Below are 19,233 nucleotides of genomic sequence, written 5' to 3' on the forward strand. Positions count from 1 at the left end.
GCCGTCCGTGGCAGATGGCAGGCCCGTGGCGGACTGTGACAGTTCGGTTCTGCCATCCCCGTGGCGTCAGGCAGAATTGGGGAGGCGACGGAGCACCCAGCCCCCGCCGTGAACCACCAGGCCGCTACACCGTTTGGAGCTAACCCGTGAGCGAGAACAGCATCACTATTCCGGCCGATCTGAAGCCCGTCGACGGCCGGTTCGGTGCCGGGCCGTCGAAAGTCCGCCCGGAGCAGATCGAAGCACTGTCCGCCGCATCCGCAACCATCCTCGGCACCTCGCACCGCCAGGCACCGGTCAAGAACCTGGTGGGCTCGGTACGCGAAGGCCTCAGCGAATTCTTCCGCGCTCCCGACGGTTACGAGGTGATCCTCGGCGTCGGCGGATCCACCGCGTTCTGGGACGTCGCAAGCTTCGGCCTGGTCGAAAAGAAGGCCCAGCACCTCTCCTTCGGCGAATTCGGTTCCAAGTTCGCCGCCGCCACCAACAAGGCCCCGTTCCTGGAAGCCTCCTCCATCATCAAGTCCGAGCCCGGCACGCGCCCGGCAGCGCAGGCCGAGGCCGGCGTCGACGTTTATGCCTGGCCGCAGAACGAAACGTCCACCGGTGTTGCCGCACCGGTCAAGCGCGTGGACGGAGCCGACGACGGCGCGCTGGTCCTGGTGGACGCCACCTCCGCTGCCGGCGGCCTCGACGTCGATGTTGCCGAAGCCGATGTCTACTACTTCGCTCCGCAGAAGAACTTTGCGTCCGACGGCGGCCTGTGGCTCGGCCTGTTCTCCCCCGCCGCGCTGGAGCGCGCCGCCCGCATCAAGGACAGCGGCCGCTGGATCCCGGACTTCCTGGACCTGCAGACTGCGATCGACAACTCGAAGCTGAACCAGACGTACAACACCCCGTCCCTGAGCACGCTGGTCACCCTGGATGCCCAGGTGCAGTGGCTGAACAAGAACGGCGGCCTCGACTTCGCTGCCAAGCGCACCGCCGATTCCGCGCAGCGCGTCTACCAGTGGGCCGAAGCCTCCGAGTTCGCCACCCCGTTCGTCGCCAAGGCCGAGGACCGCTCCAACGTCATCGCCACGATCGACTTCGACGACTCCGTGGACGCCGCCGCGATCGCCAAGGTGCTGCGCGCCAACGGCATCGTGGACACCGAGCCCTACCGCAAGCTCGGCCGCAACCAGCTGCGCATCGCCACCTTCGTGGCAATTGAGCCGGATGACATTTCGGCCCTGCTGGCCAGCATCGACTACGTGGTGGGCGAACTCCGCAAGTAGCAGCCCGCGCACAAGCAGCAGCCCCCTACAGCAGCGCCGCCCGGAATCCGGGCGGCGCTGCTCTTTTAAGCCCGGGGTGGTTCCTCGGAGACCGACGCGATCCTGAAGACCCGCAGCCCCTTGGCGCTGCGGTCGAAGCGCAGGCGCAGCTGCCGCGCGCGGATGATCCAGACCAGGCCCACCAGCGACGCGGAAATTCCCGCCGCAGCTGCCACCCCGAGGGACCACCGCGGTCCGGCAACGTTGGCGATCCAGCCCACCAGCGGAGCGCCAATGGGTGTGCCGCCCATGAAGATTGCCATGTACAGGGCCATGACACGACCACGCATCACCGGTTCGGTGGTGGACTGCACATAGCCGTTGGCGCTGGTGATCATGGTCAGCGCGAAAAGGCCCACCGGAACCAACGCGGCGCCGAACAAGGCATAGTTCGGCGCGAGGGCGGCCAGGAGGCTGGCTGCTCCGAATCCGCCTGCGGCGCCGAAGATCAGGCGCAGGCGCGGACGGCCCCGCCTGGCCGAGAGAAGGGCACCTGTCACCGAGCCGATGGCCATGATCGAATTCATCAGTCCGAAGGCGCCGGCGTCCATGCCGAATTCCGTGCCTACCATGGCCGCGATGAAGAGGACGAAGTTCAGCCCGAGCGTTCCCATGATGAAGATCGCCACGAGGACCACCACGATGTCCCGGCGGTGGCGCACATAGCGGAGGCCTTCGCGGATGCGGCCCTTGCCCGCAGCGGCCCGGGGCTGGGCGCGCAGGGTCCTGGTGGGTATCCTGGCCAGCGCCAGGATCATGGCCACGAAGGTCAGCGTATTAAGCAGGAACACCCAACCGGGTCCGACGACGACAGTCAGCACCCCGGCGACGGCCGGTCCGATCATGCGGGCAACATTGAATGAGGCGCTGTTGAGTGCCACCGCATTGGCGAGGGAGTCATCCCCCACCAGTTCGGAAACAAAGGTCTGGCGGACCGGGGCGTCCAGCGCCGAGACGATGCCCAGTAACAGGGCAAACACATAGACATGCCAGAGCTGCCCCGCCCCGGCCACCACCAGGATGCCAAGGCCGGTGCTCAGCAGAGCCATGATTCCCTGGGTCAGGAACAGGAGACGGCGGCGGTTGTAACGGTCCGCCAGCAGCCCCGCCCACGGCGCCAGGAACAGCTGGGGCCCCAGCTGCAGGGCGAGGGTGATGCCCATGGCACCGGCGTCGTGGTTGCTCAGGTGGTCGAAGACCAGCCAGTCCTGGGCGGTCCGCTGCATCCAGGTTCCGATGTTGGACACCAGGGCGCCGAGGAACCAGACGCGGTAGTTGCGGATGTGCAGGGATTTGAAGGTGGACATCATCTGCCGCCTTCTCCGCTACTCCCCGCCGTACACGCCAAGGGCTATTCAGCCCCGGTTTCGTCGGAGGGAGCTTCGTCGGAGGGAGTTTCGCCGGCGGGAGCTTCGTCCGCCCCGGACTCCTCATCCGGTCCTTCAGCCGCGGAACCGTCGGAGGCCTCGGCGCCGTCGGTTTCCGCGTCGCTTTCCGGATCACTTTCCGGCGCGGGCGCCTCGTCTTCCGGCCGGACGCGCTTGGCCCACGGAATCCATTCCGGGGCCAGGATGGAATCTTCCGACGGCAGCAGTCCGAGTTCGCTGACGGTGACCGTCTTGGAGCGCGAGTTGCGGGTGACCACCGCGTACCACTGCCAGCCGCCATAGCCGGGAAGCCGTGATTCGAACAGGTGGGTGACCACGCGTTCGCCCTCGGACTTCGCCGCGATGTGCGGGCCGATTTCAGAGTCCTTGGCGATGGTTGCCACGGCGTCGCGGGCAACGTCGACGGCGGCAGCCAGGAATGCGTCCGGCTTGCCGGTGCGCCACACCGGTACGCCGGCGCGCGGTTTGGCGGCCGGGTCCTTGGCCGGAGGCTTGGACGTCATGGCCGGCCTAGGCCTCGAGCTCTTCGGCGACCTTGCGCAGCGCTGCCGCGATGGCCTTGCCCTTGGCGCCTTCGGGGTACTTGCCGGCCGAGAGGCTGCCGGAAAGCTTGTCCAGTACGGACACGAGGTCCTGGACCACGGGGGCCAGTTCGCGGGCGCCCATGCGCTTGGCCTTGGCAACGGAGGGCAGCTTGTCCAGCACGCGCAGGCCGAGTGCCTGGGCGCCGCGGCGGCCGTCGGCGACGCCGAACTCCACCCGGGTGCCTGCCTTGAGTTCGTTTACGCCCGCGGGCAGCGCCGATTTGGGCAGGAAGACCTCCTGGCCGTCTTCGGCCGCGAGGAATCCGAAACCTTTGTCCTTGTCATACCACTTGACCTTGCCGGTGGGCACGTATTCAACCTTCTTCGTTCTTGCGTGGAGACACGGCCGGCACGTCGCCGCATCCGCAGGGTCCCTGCGGGATCGGGGGCACTTGCCTGTGTCCGTGTTGGTCTGTTCCCTCAAGGTTATCGTGCCGGGCCGCGATCCCGCGCTTCCGCGCAGGCTGTTAGCGTTGCTTGCATGAGTATCACCGGCTACCGCCGCCCCCTGACGATCGCCGCCGCCGTCGTCGCTTTGCTTTCGCTCGCCGCCGTTGGCGGTGTCATGGCGATTGCCGCCGCGGGCAGTGCCGCCCCGGTCTGGATGACCTCGCTCGCCCTCTACGGCCTGCCGCTCGCGTTCCTGGGCATGCTTGTCCTGGTGGTCGACGCCGTGGTGCTGCGCCGGCGGAAATAAGCCGGGGCGCAGCGGCTCCCGCGGGCGGTAACGTTGAAGTAATGTCCCTCATCCGCGCGCTCAGCAAAGACCTGGAAGCGCGCAGCGACGACTCGCTGCGGGCGCTTTTTGCCGCGCGGCCGGACCTGATGTCGCCGGCGGCCCCGGATTTCGCTGCCCTGGCGGCGCGGGCGAGCGCCCGGGTAAGCGTGCAGCGCGCCATGGAGCGGCTGAACAAACCGGAGATGCAGGTCCTGGAGGCGCTGCATCTGTGCACCAACCCGGATACCGGGCACGGCATTTCGGCTGCGGGGCTCAAGAAGGTGATCGCGGGCGCCACGCTCACGGCGCTGGACGGAATCCTGCACCGGCTCGAGGACCTGGCGCTCATCCAACGCTGCGAGCCTCCTGCGGGGACGCCGCCCGCCCCCAAGCAACGTTTCTACCTGCCGGTCGGCAGCCTCAAGGACGTCGTCGGCATCTATCCCGCGGGGCTGGGCCGTAGTTACACGGAACTGGTCCGCCTGCAGCCGGCCTTCGCGCAGCGGGCGGTGCAACTGGTCACCGAGTTGCGGCACAGCGGTGCCAGCGTGCCGGAGGCCGCCACTCCCATGGACGCCGCGCTGGCCCTGCAGCGCTGGACGTCGGCACCGAAGGCCCTCGAGGGCATCCTCGCGAAAGCGCCGGAGCGTACCCGGGCCCTGCTGGACAAGTTCGGGAGCTGGGCGATGGGCGCCGTGCCGCAGGCGCAGCGGATGGCCTCGATCGCCAATGAAGGTCCCGACGTCGGCCCGATCGACTGGCTGCTGGCCCGCGGCCTGCTCGTCCCCCTGGATGCTTCCCATGTGGAGCTGCCGCACAGCGTGGGCCTGGCGCTCCGGGGCGGCATGATCGTTGACCATTTCACGGTCCACGCGCCGCGCCCGGAGTTGGGCCTCACCAGCGCCCTCCTGCGCAGGAACGCCGCCCTGGGCGCCATCGCCGAAGCGCTGCGGCTCCTGGCGGAACTGCTGGCCGCCGCCCGTGAGCAACCGCTGGCCACGCTGCGCAGCGGCGGCGTGGGCGTCCGTGAGCTCAAGCGCCTCGCAGACCGCCTGCGGGTGGATATGCGCGAGGCGGGGCTGTTCCTCGAAATTGCCGCACTGGCCGGGCTCCTCCGACTGGACGTGGACAGCTCAACGTGGGTCCAGCCTGCTGGCTTGGAGTGGATTTCCCTGCCGCGCCAGGAGCAATGGCTGTGGGTGGTCAATGCCTGGCTGGCCAGTGAACGCGCCCCGTCGCTCGTGGGCCAAGCGGTTTCCGCCTCCGCCGGCCACCAGGGCAGGCCCAGCTCCGCCGGAACCACCATCAACGCACTGTCCGCCGAAGCCCAGCGGCCCGACGCCCCGCTGATCCGGCGTCGGGTGTTGGAGATCCTGCACGAACTGACCGAAGAGGCGTCAGCGCCGGACGGACGGGCACCGGTGCTGGACGCCCGTTCGGTGCTGGAACGCGCGGAATGGTCCCAGCCCCGGATGGCGCGCCGCTTCAGTTCGCTGGTGCCCGGGATCCTGCGCGAGGCAGAACTTCTGGGGCTCATTGGATCCGGTGCGTTGACCCAGCTTGGCGCGGCAGTCGCCGTCGAGCAGCCGGAACGGGCCCTGGACATCCTCGGCGAGCACCTGCCCGCCGCTGTCAACCATGTGTTGCTGCAGGCGGACCTGACCGCCGTCGCGCCCGGCTATCTGTCCCCCGGCCTCGGCGAGCGCCTGGCGCTGCTCGCGGACGCCGAAGGGCAGGGACCCGCCACCATCTACCGTTTCTCCGAAGGTTCCATCCGCAGGGCGCTCGACGCCGGACAGGACGCCGCGTCCATCCTGCAGTTCCTGCGGGAGCACTCAGCCACCGAGGTTCCGCAGCCGCTCGAGTACCTGGTCCAGGACACTGCGTCCAGGCACGGCAGGCTGCGTGTGGCCAGCAGCGCGAGCTTCATCCAGAGCGACGACGAAACGGCCATCGCCGAGCTCCTCCAGGAGTCAGGGACCGCCAGCCTCGGACTGGTCCGGCTCGCCCCCACGGTGCTCACCTCGGCGGCCAGTCCGCGGGAAACGGCGAGGGTGCTGCGCGAGCTGGGACTCTCGCCCACCGTGCAGGAGGCCGAGCCCGCCGTCGTGCGCTACAAGCGGACAACCGCCGTACCCGGTAGCGCGCGGCCGGTGTATTCCGCACCCCGCTCGGCTCCGGCGGAGGACGACGTCGAAGCGCAGCTCGCGGTGCTGCGGCAGCGGCCGGCCGGGCCGCCCGCGACTTCGGGCGAGGCGGCAGCGCAGCTGGGGCTCGAGGCCCTGGAACGCGCGATCCGTTTGAAGCAGGCCGTGACGATGAACGTGGTGGACGGGCAGGGGAATTCCGCGACGGAAACGGTTGTTCCAGTATCCGTGTCCGGCGGCAGGGTGCGGGTGTTCGATCCCGCGCGGGACACCGAACGGGTACTGTCCATCCACCGTATTGTGGACGTCGAGCCCGCGGCAGGCCAGGTGGCCGGGCACGCACACAAGCAAGGCACGTAAGGGAGCAGAGTGAGCGACGGTCCGCTGATCGTACAAAGCGACAAAACCATCCTGCTGGAAGTGGACCATGAACTCGCCACCGAGGCCAGGCATGCCATCGCGGCGTTCGCCGAGCTCGAGCGCGCCCCGGAGCACGTGCACAGCTACCGGCTCACCCCGCTGGGCCTGTGGAACGCGAGGGCTGCAGGCCTTGACGCCGAAAAGGTGTTGGACACCCTGCTGCGCTATTCGCGCTTCCCTGTGCCGCATTCGCTGCTGGTGGACATCGAGGAAACCATGTCCCGTTACGGGCGGCTGCGCCTGGAAAAGGATCCGCAGCACGGCTTGGTGATGCGCACGGACGACTATCCCGTGCTGGAGGAAGTCATCCGGGCGAAGAAGATCGCTCCCCTGCTGGGCCCCCGGATCGACGGTGAAACCGTGGTGGTGCACTCCTCGCAGCGCGGGCAGCTGAAGCAGTTGCTGCTCAAGCTCGGCTGGCCCGCGGACGACCGTGCCGGCTACGTGGACGGCACCCCGCACCTGATCCACCTCAACGAGGACGGCTGGCAGCTGCGCCCGTACCAGAAGCTGGCCACGGAGAACTTCTGGGCCGGCGGCAGCGGCGTCGTCGTGCTTCCCTGCGGCGCGGGCAAGACGATCGTCGGGGCGGCCGCGATGGCCACCGGCTGCACCACCACGCTCATCCTGGTTACCAACACGGTTTCGGCCAGGCAGTGGAAGGACGAACTGCTCAAGCGGACCTCGCTCACCGAAGACGAAATCGGCGAGTACTCCGGCTCGGTCAAGGAGGTCCGGCCCGTCACGATCGCCACCTACCAGGTGCTCACCACCCGCCGCGGCGGCATCTACCCGCACCTTGAACTCGTCGACGGCCATGACTGGGGCCTGATCATCTACGACGAAGTCCACCTGTTGCCCGCCCCCATCTTCCGTATGACTGCGGACCTGCAGGCCCGCCGGCGCCTCGGGCTCACGGCCACGCTGGTGCGCGAGGACGGCCGGGAGGGCGAAGTCTTCTCGCTGATCGGGCCGAAGCGTTATGACGCGCCGTGGAAGGACATCGAGGCGCAGGGCTACATCGCGCCCGCGGACTGCGTGGAGGTCCGCGTGGACCTGCCGCGGGACGAGCGCGTGGCCTACGCCATGGCGGAGGATGCGGACAAGTACCGCTTGTGCTCGACGTCGGAGACCAAGACCGCGCTGGTCGAACAGCTGGTTGCCGCGCACCCGGGCGAACAACTGCTGGTGATCGGGCAGTACATCGACCAGCTCGACGAAATCGGAGCACGCCTGAACGCCCCGGTGATCAAGGGCGAAACGTCGGTGCGCATGCGCCAAAAGCTCTTCGACGCCTTCCGGGCCGGGGAAATCCAGACCCTGGTGGTGTCCAAGGTGGCCAACTTCTCCATCGACCTGCCCGAGGCCTCCGTGGCCATCCAGGTCTCCGGTTCCTTCGGCTCGCGGCAGGAGGAGGCCCAGCGCCTCGGCAGGCTCCTGCGGCCCAAAAAGGACGGCCGGGCCGCGCGCTTCTACGCCCTGGTGGCCCGCGACACCCTCGATCAGGAGTTCGCCGCGAAGCGCCAACGCTTCCTGGCCGAGCAGGGCTACGCCTACCGGATCATGGACGCGAAGGACGCCGGCGCGGCGGAGTAACGGGGCCGGAAAAACGCCGCCGGACGGTACGGCGCCTGAACCCAGACAGCAGCTCACGGGCCGCCAAAATTGCCGCTTTCAGGCAATTGTCGGGCCGTTACCGGATAGCTATAATCGGAGCCGCCGGGGGTAACGCAGGACGGGCTGGATTCAGAACAGCCTGCCGTGTCCCGCCGAAAGGCCGGGCCGGCGTCGCAAGACGCCATCAAGTGCGCACCGCCACCCGTTCCAGCTGATGCCCGGCACATTCCGCATGACTTCCCGCCCGGTACCGGCACGTCCGGCAGTGCCGCTGCTCATTGGGCACCCTCAATGTTGGGAAGCGATCATCATGCAGAAAAAGACACGCGCGCAGATCGGCGTCGGCCTCGCCGTCTTCGCGCTGGCCATGAGCGGCACCACTGCCGCCCGGGCCAACCTCACCGGCAGCAGCTTCGACGCCGGTGACGGCAACCTCGTGGTCAACGACGAGGCAATGGACTGGGCCAACGCCGGCATTGATTGTCCACCCGGATCAGTCCTCGGTTGCGCCATCGACAAACCCACCGGACAAACGGACGATTCCTTCGGCAACGGCACCAAGGAAGACGACGCCGTCCCGTCCGTCGTCGCCGGCTCCATCCCGAACAACAAGAGCGATCTCCTGCGGTTCTACACCCGGCTCATACCTGAAAACGGCGACGATTTCCTGTACCTCGCCTGGGAACGCGTCCAGGAACCGAACGGCACCACCAACATGGACTTCGAGTTCAACCAGTCCAAGGTGCTCTCCGCCAATGGGGTCACCCCGGTCCGCACGGCCGGCGACGTCCTCATCAAGTACGACCTCTCCCAGGGCGGCGTGAACCCGGTTCTCGGCTACCACCTGTGGGTGACCAGCGGTAATCCACAGCAGGTCTGCCAAGCGTCGAACAGCGTCCCCTGCTGGGACAAGGTCCACAGCCTGACCGGCAACTTCGAAGGCTCGATCAATACGGAGCCCGTCACCGATCCGATTGCTCCGGATGCGCCCCGTACGCTGAGCACACGCACCTTCGGTGAAGCCGCCATCAATCTGACCGATTCCGGCATCATCGACCCCGGCGCGTGCCTGCCCTTCGCATCCGCCTACCTGAAGAGCCGCGCGTCCGACTCCTTCACCTCGGCCGTGAAAGACTTCATCGCACCGATCAGCGCCGGCGAATCCCGGTGCGGGACCATCGACGTGGTCAAGCAGGATGACGACAGCCCGGCATCAGCACTCCAAGGCGCGGTCTTCACCCTGTACGCGGACAACGCCCCCGTAGGCGGAACCCTCGGAGCAGAGGACACCGCCACAACCACCACCTGCACCACCGGTGCAGACGGCAAGTGCTCGTTTACGAACGTCCCGGCAGCCAGCTACTGGGTGGTCGAAACCACCACTCCGGCGGGCCACGATACCGCTGCCCCGCAAGCCGTAACGGTGACTGGCGGCTCCTCGGTAACGCTCACCTTCGTCGATCCCCGCGACTTCAAGGTGATCGTCCTGGTCTGCAAGGAAGCAGGCAACACGCTCTACCCGAGCACCGTGACGGTAGACGGCGTGGACAAGACCTCGCTCGCAGCGGCACCGGCCGGCCTGACGGCGGCACAGCTCTGCGGCCTTGGCGGCGCAGCCTACGACGACAAGAGCTACGGAAACCACCCGGCGAACGTCAACATCCCGCAGTAGGCGGGCCCACCCGGCCAAGGCGGTGCGGTCAGCGCCGCCCCGCCTTGGCTTCCGGCTGGAGCAGATAATCGGCAGCCGTTTTCCGCACCACCTCGCTGACGGTGTCCAGCAACGGCGAGGCCGTACGCCAGCGCTGCCAGAACAGGGGCACGTCGAACGGCCGGTCCGGGGCAAGCTGGACCAACCGTCCGGCGTCGATCTCGGGACCGCACTGCACTTCCGGAATCAACGCCCAGCCGAGGCCAAGCCGGACAGCGTCGAAAAAGTCCTGCGACGCCGGAACATAGTGCCGCGGCCCGCGCGCGCGGGCGGTGCGGATGCGGTGCTTCGTGAACAGCCCGTCCAGGAAGACGTCCTGGTAGGTGTCCTTGCGGTCGAAGTCGACGGCGGGAGCGGCGTTGAGCTGAGCGGGGTCCGGATGCTTTCCGGATGCGACGTCCGGGAGCCACCGTTCCAGGAACTCCGGAGCCGCCACCGCGCGGTAACGCATGACTCCCAAGGGCTCCACGCGGCAGCCCTGCACGGGGTCCGGGGTGGCCGTCACGGCGGCCATGACGTCCCCGGAGCGCAGCATGCCGGCGGAATGTTGTTCGTCGTCCCGGCGCAGGTCGAAGACGACGTCCAGTCCCTCCGGCATCTTCGCCAGGGCACGCAGGAACCACACGGACAGGGAATCCGCGTTGACGGCGATCGGCAGGCTATGGTGCCCCGGGGCTGCGGCAGCCAGGCCGAGTTCGCGCCCCGCGTCCTCCTCCAACTGGGCCATCTGGCGGGCGAGCCGCAGCACGACTTCCCCGGCCGCCGTCGCCTCCACCGGATTGCTGCGGCGCAGGAGCACCTGGCCTGCGCCGTCCTCCAGCGCCTTGAGCCGTTGGGAGACGGCCGAGGCCGTGACGTGAAGCTTCCGTGCGGCTGCTTCGAGGGTGCCCTCGCTGACTACCGCGGCGAAGGTGTGCAATTGCTCGGAGGAAAAACGGCTCATAAGAAGAGCTTACGGAAGCTAAGAATATTTAGCTGGTCTAAGTTCATTGGCGCCCGTAGCGTCGATGCTGTGGAAATCAGCGGAATCATTCATGCACTCGTCCTGGGCCTGGGAACAGGCCTCGCCCTCATCGTGGCCATCGGAGCACAGAACGCCTTCGTCCTGCGTCAAGGTTTGCTCGGCCGGCACGTTGCCGCCGTGGTCCTGGTCTGCGCGGCCTCGGACGCCGTCCTCATCGCAGCCGGAGTCGCCGGGATGGGCAGCCTGGTCAGCTCGGCGCCCGGAGTCGTGGTGGTGGTCCGCTATCTCGGCGCCGCGTTCCTGTTCTGCTACGGGGTAATGGCCGCGCGGCGTGCCCTCCGGCCGCATGCCGCATTGCTCCCGACGCCGGCCGGCGGGGAAGGTTCCAGTGCGGGACTTCCCGGGGCCGGATCGTCTGGAACGCGAGCGGGCGCCGCTTCCTCCGGAACAGCCATGGAGGAATCTGCTGCGCCAAGCGCGCTCGCGACGCGGCCCAAGACAGCACCGCGCCCGGCATCAGGCTCACGGCCCGCCGGCCTCGCCGCCACCGTGGCGACGATCCTGGCCCTGACGTGGCTGAACCCCCACGTCTACCTGGACACAGTGGTGCTGCTTGGCTCGGTGGCCAACTCGCAGGGCAGCGGCCTGCAATGGTGGTTCGGTGCGGGCGCCGTGCTCGGGAGCGTGCTGTGGTTCTCGGCCCTGGGTTTCGGAGCGCGGCTGCTGCGCGGCTTCTTCGCCCGGCCCGCATCCTGGCGGGTGCTCGACGGCATCATCGCCGCCACGATGGTTGCCCTCGCCGTCACCCTCGCGTTAGGTGCCTGATACACCCACCGGATTCAGGCCGCCGCGCGTCCCTCGCCCATCGCCGGAACGGCGTCGACCGTGGCCCAGCAATCCGCGGAGACGAGCTTGGAATCTGCGAAGCGTTCGGCCTCCGCCAGGAGCGCGAACGTTTCGTGACCCAGCTTGCCGGACTCGGCGTCGAGGTAATGCACGTGGTATTCGGTGGCGTCCGAAAGGGTTGTGGTGCCTGTCAATGCTGTGTTCTCTGCCATGACTCCAGTGTGGAACCGGGCACTGACATTTTTCCTTCGAGGCGGCGGCGTGTCCGCATTCCGCAGCCTGGACGGCCGACCGGCCTGGATGTTCCTCACAACAACCTTCCAGCCAACTCACAGTATCTGGGAGGATCATGAATGGCATGAAGAAGAACGGTCCCGAAGCCAAACTCCTCGTTGTCGATGACGAACCCAATATCCGCGAGCTGCTCTCCACTTCGCTGCGGTTCGCCGGTTTTGACGTCGTCGCCGCAGCCAACGGACGCGAGGCGCTGGCCGCCGTCGAACAGCACTCCCCCGACCTCGTGGTCCTGGACGTCATGCTCCCGGACATGGACGGCTTCACTGTCACGCGCCGCCTGCGCGCGGCCGGGAAGCACTTCCCGGTCCTGTTCCTCACCGCCAAGGATGACACCGAAGACAAAGTCACGGGCCTCACCGTGGGCGGCGATGACTACGTCACCAAGCCCTTCAGCCTGGACGAGGTGGTAGCCCGCATCCGCGCGGTCCTGCGGCGCACGCAGCCGCTCGAGGACGACGATGCCGTGATCCGCGTGGATGACCTGGAGCTCGACGACGACGCCCATGAAGTGCGCCGCGGCGGTACCGTGATCGAGCTGTCACCCACGGAGTTCAAGCTGCTGCGCTACCTCATGCTGAACCCGAACCGGGTGCTCTCCAAGGCCCAGATCCTGGACCACGTGTGGGAGTACGACTTCAACGGCGATGCCTCGATCGTGGAGTCATACATCTCGTACCTGCGCCGCAAGGTGGACATCGATCCTGATTCGGCTGCCCTTATCCAGACCAAGCGCGGCGTAGGCTACGTGCTGCGGACGGCGGAGAAGCGCTGACCTTGAGCGATCGTTGGAAGTCGGCCTCCCTGAAGTCGCAGCTTGTCGCCATCATCATGGGCCTGCTGCTGCTCGCGCTGGCCGCCACGGGGGCCGGAACCCTGACCCTGGTGCGCAGCTACCTGCAGGACCAGGTGGATGACAAGCTGCAGGCCGCCGTCGAACTGGCACGGCAGCAGCGTTCCTTCGACAAGCTCTCCGAGCGGAACCCGGACGTCGTCCCCACCGACTATTCGCTCATGCTCTTCACGCCGGGGGCGCCGTCCTACGTGTTCGGCGGAGACAAGAAGAACCATCCCGAGATCGATTCGATCTCGCCGGACGCTGCCCACAGCTACGGGCTGGAGCCGTTCCAGGTACGCGGCACGGACGGCAAGAACTGGCGCGTCGTGGCGGTCGTCGTCCTGGACACCAGTACCGGCCAAAACGCGGTGGTGACCGTCGGCCTGCCGCTCACACCGGTGGACAAGGTCATGGAGCACGCCACACTGGTGGTGGTCGGAGTGGGCCTGCTGACCCTGGTCCTGGCATTCTTCATCGCCACCTGGACGGTAGGCCGTTCCTTCCGGCCACTGGGCCGCGTGGAGAAGACCGCCGCCGCCATCGCCGCCGGCGACCTCTCGCGCCGCGTGGACATCGAAAACCCGGCCACCGAGGTGGGCCGGCTGAGCGCCTCCCTGAACGCAATGCTGGCGCATATCGAGGCCTCCTTCGCGGCGCGAGCCGCCTCCGAAGCCCGGATGCGGCGCTTCGCCGCGGACGCCTCCCATGAACTGCGCACCCCGCTCGTCACCATCCGAGGCTTCTCCGAGCTGTACCGGCACGGCGCCCTCGCCACACCGGAAGACGTGGGGACCGCAATGGGCCGGATCGAAAGTGAAGCCAAGCGCATGGGATCCATGGTGGAAGACCTGCTGATGCTCGCCCGCCTCGACGAACAGCGGCCCCTGCAGCTCAACCCGGTGGACCTGCGGCTGCTGGCCAATGACGCCGTGGTGGATTCACTGGCCAACTCCCCCGGCAGGGCCTTCTCCCTGACCGGCATCGACGGGCATCCGGCCACGGCAGCCCCCGTGCTCGGCGACGAAGCGAAGCTGCGCCAGGTGCTCGGCAATCTGGTGGGCAATGCCCTGCGCTACACGCCGGAAGGCACCCCCGTGGAGATCGGAGTCGGAGTCCGCAGCACGGACGCCGGTGAAGTTTCGGTCCTGGAAGTGCGCGACCACGGCACGGGCGTTCCTGTGGAGGAGAGGTCGCGGATCTTCGAACGCTTCTACCGCGCGGATACTTCCCGCACCCGGGAAACGGGCGGAAGCGGACTCGGGCTGGCGATCGTCTCGGCGATCATCGCCTCGCACGGCGGCACGGTACGGGTGGAAGACACCGACGGCGGCGGCGCCACCCTGGTGGTCAGCCTCCCCAAGCGGGACGGGCTGTCCGTCCCCGGCCGCGACGCTGCCGGCGCCACGGCCGCGTCCTGACGCTCTCCGGATACGTTGGGTTTCCACATACGTTGGGTTTCCACATACGGACACCCGGCTCTGGCCGCTGTTGCGTGGCCCTTCCTAGGCTCGTTGGCGTGGACCACAGCAAGCCGCAGCAGCGGACCCGCCAGAGTCGAAAGGCAACACCATGAGTGTCATTTCCGTCGATACCGAACTGCTCCACCTGAAGTCGGGCAGCATGACGTCCACCAGCGAACGCATCAGGGCTGACGTGCAGGCCATGAAAATGGGCCTCGCCGAACTCGAAGGCACATGGACCGGCGCCGCCGCCGCCCAGTTCCAGGCCATCATGGCGGAGTGGGCACTGACGCAGGCCAAGGTGGAAGCGTCACTGGCCTCCATCAACCTCGCCCTTGCCACGACCGCCACGAGCTACGCCCACACCGAGGAGGGAAACGCCCGCAGGTTCAGCTTCTAGGGCACAGCCGCTAGGCCAGGCGTCCGCAGTCCGGCTCTCCCCCAGGCCGGACCGCGGACGCTCTGTTCAGGGACGCTCTGTTCAGGCCGCCGGCCTACTTTTCGGGTGTGCCTTGGTGGAAGCGGAGCCGCCACTGGTCCCGGTCAAGCACCCACAACGAACTGCGGAGTGCGGTCCCCGAGCGTGCCACGGTGCGGTAGGTGAGCAGGATGGACGTGTCGCTGAGCCGGTCAGCGCTGAGGGGTTCGAGCACGACCGCTTCGCCCGGGTTTTCCTCAAGGGCCATCAGCATGGCGTCCCGGGTCCAGTAGCGGCCGGAGCTGCCGATTTCGGCGAAGTCGGGGTGCAACAGCACACCAACCCTGCCGATGTCTGCCCGGACATCGGGGCGAAGCAATTCCCGTTCAAGCTCAAGCACCACGTCCTCGGCAGGAATCCCGCCCGGACGGATTTCGTCGTCGAGTTCGCTGAACAGATCCGCCTGGCCGAAAATGCCGGATTCACCGAAGAGCGCGGGCTCAGCGAGCAAACGTGAAGCCGCGGGCGCCGGCTGGACCGGTTGGCCGGCCGGGGCTGCGGGAGCCGCAACGCCTGGCGTGGCCGGACCTGCCGCAACCGCCTGCAGGGCGCCGGGGAACCCCGGACCGACTGGCGCGGCGGTTCCTTGCTGGTAGGCCAGGGCAACGGCACGGGCACGCTCGTCAGCGGCCTCATTGAGATCGTGGCCTGCGTGGCCCTTGACCCATTCGAAGGTGTACTTGCGGCCGGCGATGGCCTGGTCGATTTCCTTCAGCAGGTCGACGTTGAGGACCGGCTTGCCGTCGGCCTTGCGCCAGCCCTTCCGCTTCCAGCCCGGCATCCACTTGGTGATGCAGTTGATGACGTATTGGCTGTCGCAGAGGATCCGGAGGTCCTCGTGGGGCAGGTGGGCAGTGGACTTGAAGAGGTCCAGCACCGCCATGAGTTCGCCTTGGTTGTTGGTGCCGTGCGGCCAGCCCCCTGCTTGCCAGCAGGAGTCGTCAACATACCAGGCCCAGCCCGCGGGGCCGGGATTGCCGAGGGCGGAGCCGTCGGCGGCAGCAATAATCGTCATGCTTTCAATCCTGCCAGAGAGCCCTGACAACGCAGGCCACTGACCGCGGCCCGGGCGGGCGAGCCGAAGAAGCAAAGCCCGGAAAGACTCAGCCGGGGAAACGCCGACGGCGGCCCCCACCAAAGTGGAGACCGCCGTCGTCGTTAGCTATCCGCGGATGAGCCGGGAGGAATGGGGCTTAGAAGCCGCCCATGCCGCCCATCTCGTCGGCGCCGGGGCCGGCCGGGGCAGCCTTCTCAGGCTTGTCGGCAACGACGGCCTCGGTGGTCAGGAACAGACCGGCGATGGAGGCAGCGTTCTGCAGGGCAGAGCGGGTCACCTTGACCGGGTCGTTCACGCCGGCAGCCAGCAGGTCTTCGTAGACCGAGGTGGCGGCGTTCAGGCCGTGGCCGGAAGGCAGGCCGCGGACCTTGTCCACCACAACGCCCGGCTCGAGGCCTGCGTTGAAGGCGATCTGCTTCAGCGGGGCGTCGATGGCAACGCGGACGATGTTCGCACCGGTTGCTTCGTCGCCTTCGAGCTGCAGGTTGGCGAATGCCTTCGCACCGGCCTGGATGAGGGCAACGCCACCACCGGCGACGATGCCTTCTTCAACGGCAGCCTTCGCGTTGCGGACGGCGTCCTCGATGCGGTGCTTGCGTTCCTTGAGCTCAACCTCGGTTGCGGCACCGGCCTTGATGACTGCAACACCGCCGGCCAGCTTGGCCAGGCGCTCCTGCAGCTTCTCGCGGTCGTAGTCGGAATCGGAGTTCTCGATCTCGGCACGGATCTGGGCCACGCGGCCGGCGATCTGCTCGGCGTCGCCTGCACCTTCGACGATGGTGGTCTCGTCCTTGGTGACGACAACCTTGCGGGCCTGGCCCAGCAGTTCGAGGCTGGCGTTCTCCAGGGAGAGGCCGACCTCGGAGGAGATGACCTGGCCACCGGTGAGGATGGCGATGTCGGCGAGCTGGGCCTTGCGGCGGTCACCGAAGCCCGGAGCCTTGACGGCAACGGACTTGAAGGTGCCACGGATCTTGTTGACGATCAGGGTGGCCAGGGCCTCGCCCTCGATGTCTTCGGCGATGATCAGCAGCGGCTTGTTGGACTGCATGACCTTCTCCAGGACCGTGACGAGTTCCTTCACGTTGGAGATCTTGGAGTTGACGATCAGGATGTACGGGTCTTCGAGGACCGTTTCCTGGCGCTCTGCGTCGGTGACGAAGTAAGCGGAGATGTAACCCTTGTCGAAGCGCATGCCCTCGGTGAGCTCAAGCTCCAGGCCGAAGGTGTTGGACTCCTCGACGGTGATGACACCTTCCTTGCCGACCTTGTCCAAGGCTTCGGCGATGAGGCTGCCGATTTCGGAGTCGCCGGCGGAGATCGACGCGGTGGCGGCGATTTCTTCCTTGGTCTCGATCTCCTTGGCGGAGTTCAGCAGTTCGGCGATGACGGCGTCAACGGCCTTCTCGATGCCGCGCTTGAGGGACAGCGGGTCGGCACCGGCGGCAACGTTGCGCAGGCCTTCCTTGACCAGGGCCTGGGCCAGCACGGTAGCCGTGGTGGTGCCGTCGCCTGCGACGTCGTCAGTCTTCTTGGCAACTTCCTTGACGAGCTCGGCGCCGATCTTCTCGTACGGGTCGTCGAGTTCGATCTCCTTGGCGATGGAAACGCCGTCGTTGGTGATCGTAGGGGCGCCCCACTTCTTTTCCAGGACAACGTTGCGGCCACGCGGGCCGAGGGTGACCTTGACGGCGTCGGCGAGGGTGTTCAGACCCCGCTCGAGACCGCGGCGTGCCTCTTCATCAAATGCAATGATCTTGGCCATAACGGCGGTAGTCCTTTCGGGACAGTCGTTAAGAAGGAGCCCTGCTGCGGTGCCCGCGACGGACGGCCGTTTCCTTGCGGCCTCTGTATGCCGCGCAGTCCCGGCCTCACCCCGGCAGGGTTTTCTTGATCTCCTGGCGACCACGCCTCCCCCGATGGCCGGAGCCGTCAGAGGATTAGCAGTCGATGCCAGTGAGTGCTAAGTCAATAATTAGCACTCACCCGTGGAGAGTGCAAGCAGAAGGCCAACGCTGAAGCGCTGCACCGGCCTGTGTTCGCCAGCGGTGAAGCAGCGGGCCGGAGATCGGCTCAGGCGGCCGAGCGCTCGGGCAGCGAACGCGTGGCGGTTTCCTTGCCGTCCACCGTCGCGGTGTTGTCCGGTCCGTAGCTGAACACCATGTAGTTCGCCGAGGTGACATCGCCGTTGGCGTCGAACGCGATCGTCCCCGATTCCCCGTCATAGTCCGGAGCCTTGCCCGCTTTCAGGAGCTCCGTGCATTCCCCGTAGCTGCCGCATGGCGTCCGTTCCTCCACGGAGGAATCCTGGGGCAGCACCCCGCCGGAGACCGTGGTGAGCCATGCCGCGATGGAGGCTCCGGCGTCGTCCTCCGCTGCGGCGGCCGCGACCGCCGCGAGGTTCACGGCGTCGAAAGTTTCGGCGGCGAACGTCATGTCCTTCAGCTCAGGGTCGATGCCCACCAGTTCGCTCTGGAAGTCGGTCCCGGGGAAGACGCCGGGCAGCACGCCGCGCGCGCCGTCAAGTCCACCGGCGCCCAACTCGCTGCCGTACTGGCGGATGGCACCGTCGGCGAGGATCAGTTTCTTGCCGGAGATGCCCGCGTTGAGCAGTTCCGCGAGGGCGCCTTGGGCGCCTTTCCTGGCCAGGACAACGACGGCGTCAGGCGCCGCTTCTTTGAGCTTCGCCACCGCGTCCCCCGCCTTGCCCTCGGCGAAGCCCGCCGCGGGAACGACTTCCATGCCCATCCGCGTGGCGGCATCCGCCACGGCGCCGGACACCTGCGCGCCGTAGTCGCTGTTTTCGTGCAGGACGGCAAGGCGCTTGGCGCCGCCGTCCTGCGCCAGCTTGGCCAGCACGCTGCCTTGTGCGGAGTCGGCTGCCGCGGTGCGGAAGTAGTAGCCGCCGCTCTTGTAGCTGCTCAGGGCCGTAGCCGTGTTGGCCGGCGAGATCACCGGAACCTTCGCGCGGGACAGGACATCGATCGCGGCCGGCGCGTGGCTGGAATCGCTCGGTCCGATCACGACGTCGGCACCCGCCTCGAGCAGCGAACGCGCCTGCGCACCGGTGTCGCGGCCGAACTCCGCCGCATCCGCGGCCGCCCCTTCGGGCAGAAGCTCCACGGTGCGGCCTTTGTGCCCGCCCGCGGCATTGATCTGTTCAACCGCCAGCTTGGCGGCAGCCAGCTGCGATGCATTCAGGAAGGCGGAGTCGCCCGCGTTGTCCAGGATCAGGCCGATCCTGAGCGCTCCGTCCCCGCTGGCTTCCACGGAATCCAGCCGGGCGTTCCCGGACGGAGCGGCGCACGCCTGGACGCCAAGCAGAAGTGCCGGCACGAGGGCCGCGGCCCACACGCCGCGGCGGGCTGCCGGAAGCCGGCGGAACATTGAGCGCA

At 67.5% G+C, this 19,233-nt stretch carries 17 protein-coding genes; 9 read left to right on the forward strand and 8 right to left on the reverse strand.

Annotated features, from left to right (window positions below):
• Positions 1–146: 146 nt before the first annotated feature.
• The gene (gene serC / locus BIU82_RS04560; protein WP_070348290.1) at positions 147–1,277 is read left to right on the forward strand and encodes a phosphoserine transaminase; all 1,131 of its coding nucleotides are present in this window, start codon (positions 147–149) and stop codon (positions 1,275–1,277) included.
• Positions 1,278–1,342: 65 nt separating this feature from the next.
• Here the strand turns inward: serC and BIU82_RS04565 are convergent, their stop codons facing one another.
• Genes BIU82_RS04565 through BIU82_RS04575 form a run of 3 tightly spaced genes read right to left on the reverse strand, consistent with a single transcriptional unit; the run spans position 1,343 to position 3,598 of the window.
• Complete coding sequence (locus BIU82_RS04565; RefSeq protein ID WP_070348353.1) at positions 1,343–2,623, reverse strand: MFS transporter; 1,281 nt, start codon at positions 2,621–2,623, stop codon at positions 1,343–1,345.
• Between the two features lie 44 nt (positions 2,624–2,667).
• Positions 2,668–3,207, reverse strand: coding sequence for a DUF3027 domain-containing protein (locus BIU82_RS04570; RefSeq protein ID WP_070348291.1), 540 nt, complete (start codon positions 3,205–3,207; stop codon positions 2,668–2,670).
• A gap of 7 nt (positions 3,208–3,214) precedes the next feature.
• Entirely contained in the window at positions 3,215–3,598 is a 384-nt protein-coding gene (locus tag BIU82_RS04575; RefSeq protein ID WP_070348292.1) for a cold shock domain-containing protein, read from the reverse strand.
• A gap of 171 nt (positions 3,599–3,769) precedes the next feature.
• On the opposite strand from BIU82_RS04575, the gene BIU82_RS04580 reads away from it, so the two are divergent.
• The 4 genes from BIU82_RS04580 (at position 3,770) to BIU82_RS04595 (ending at position 9,862) form a co-directional block, all read left to right on the forward strand.
• Positions 3,770–3,985: a hypothetical protein gene (locus BIU82_RS04580; RefSeq protein WP_070348293.1), complete on the forward strand. Its 216-nt coding sequence runs from the start codon at positions 3,770–3,772 to the stop codon at positions 3,983–3,985.
• A gap of 41 nt (positions 3,986–4,026) precedes the next feature.
• On the forward strand, positions 4,027–6,513 hold the full coding sequence (locus BIU82_RS04585) for a helicase-associated domain-containing protein (RefSeq protein ID WP_070348294.1): 2,487 nt from the start codon (positions 4,027–4,029) through the stop codon (positions 6,511–6,513).
• A gap of 9 nt (positions 6,514–6,522) precedes the next feature.
• A complete protein-coding gene (locus BIU82_RS04590) occupies positions 6,523–8,169 on the forward strand; it encodes a DNA repair helicase XPB (protein ID WP_070348295.1) in 1,647 nt (548 codons plus the stop codon).
• A gap of 331 nt (positions 8,170–8,500) precedes the next feature.
• Positions 8,501–9,862 carry a prealbumin-like fold domain-containing protein gene (locus BIU82_RS04595; RefSeq protein ID WP_070348296.1) on the forward strand — a complete coding sequence of 454 codons (1,362 nt, stop codon included), beginning with the start codon at positions 8,501–8,503 and terminating at the stop codon, positions 9,860–9,862.
• A gap of 28 nt (positions 9,863–9,890) precedes the next feature.
• Here the strand turns inward: BIU82_RS04595 and BIU82_RS04600 are convergent, their stop codons facing one another.
• Positions 9,891–10,844 (reverse strand): LysR family transcriptional regulator ArgP, encoded by a 954-nt coding sequence (locus tag BIU82_RS04600; protein ID WP_070348297.1) that lies wholly within the window; start codon positions 10,842–10,844, stop codon positions 9,891–9,893.
• A gap of 69 nt (positions 10,845–10,913) precedes the next feature.
• Here BIU82_RS04600 and BIU82_RS04605 point away from each other — a divergent pair, with 69 nt between their 5' ends.
• The gene (locus tag BIU82_RS04605; RefSeq protein ID WP_253182683.1) at positions 10,914–11,690 is read left to right on the forward strand and encodes a LysE/ArgO family amino acid transporter; all 777 of its coding nucleotides are present in this window, start codon (positions 10,914–10,916) and stop codon (positions 11,688–11,690) included.
• A gap of 14 nt (positions 11,691–11,704) precedes the next feature.
• Here the strand turns inward: BIU82_RS04605 and BIU82_RS04610 are convergent, their stop codons facing one another.
• The gene (locus tag BIU82_RS04610) at positions 11,705–11,923 is read right to left on the reverse strand and encodes a hypothetical protein (protein WP_070348298.1); all 219 of its coding nucleotides are present in this window, start codon (positions 11,921–11,923) and stop codon (positions 11,705–11,707) included.
• Positions 11,924–12,069: 146 nt separating this feature from the next.
• Between BIU82_RS04610 and BIU82_RS04615 the strand changes: the two genes are divergently transcribed.
• The 3 genes from BIU82_RS04615 to BIU82_RS04625 all read left to right on the forward strand — a co-directional run bounded on the left by BIU82_RS04615 (position 12,070) and on the right by BIU82_RS04625 (position 14,703).
• Complete coding sequence (locus tag BIU82_RS04615) at positions 12,070–12,780, forward strand: response regulator transcription factor (RefSeq protein WP_070348299.1); 711 nt, start codon at positions 12,070–12,072, stop codon at positions 12,778–12,780.
• A 2-nt stretch (positions 12,781–12,782) separates the two neighbouring features.
• On the forward strand, positions 12,783–14,261 hold the full coding sequence (locus tag BIU82_RS04620) for a HAMP domain-containing sensor histidine kinase (RefSeq protein WP_171906495.1): 1,479 nt from the start codon (positions 12,783–12,785) through the stop codon (positions 14,259–14,261).
• Between the two features lie 151 nt (positions 14,262–14,412).
• Positions 14,413–14,703 (forward strand): WXG100 family type VII secretion target, encoded by a 291-nt coding sequence (locus BIU82_RS04625; RefSeq protein ID WP_070348300.1) that lies wholly within the window; start codon positions 14,413–14,415, stop codon positions 14,701–14,703.
• Between the two features lie 94 nt (positions 14,704–14,797).
• Here the strand turns inward: BIU82_RS04625 and BIU82_RS04630 are convergent, their stop codons facing one another.
• The 3 genes from BIU82_RS04630 to BIU82_RS04640 all read right to left on the reverse strand — a co-directional run bounded on the left by BIU82_RS04630 (position 14,798) and on the right by BIU82_RS04640 (position 19,225).
• Positions 14,798–15,796 (reverse strand): ribonuclease HI family protein, encoded by a 999-nt coding sequence (locus tag BIU82_RS04630; protein WP_070348301.1) that lies wholly within the window; start codon positions 15,794–15,796, stop codon positions 14,798–14,800.
• A gap of 178 nt (positions 15,797–15,974) precedes the next feature.
• Complete coding sequence (groL, locus tag BIU82_RS04635) at positions 15,975–17,603, reverse strand: chaperonin GroEL (RefSeq protein WP_070348302.1); 1,629 nt, start codon at positions 17,601–17,603, stop codon at positions 15,975–15,977.
• A 308-nt stretch (positions 17,604–17,911) separates the two neighbouring features.
• A complete protein-coding gene (locus BIU82_RS04640; RefSeq protein ID WP_070348303.1) occupies positions 17,912–19,225 on the reverse strand; it encodes an ABC transporter substrate-binding protein in 1,314 nt (437 codons plus the stop codon).
• Positions 19,226–19,233 lie beyond the last annotated feature (8 nt).

The organism is Arthrobacter sp. SW1, assembly GCF_001766675.1.
In the GTDB taxonomy this organism is placed as follows: Bacteria; Actinomycetota; Actinomycetes; order Actinomycetales; family Micrococcaceae; genus Arthrobacter.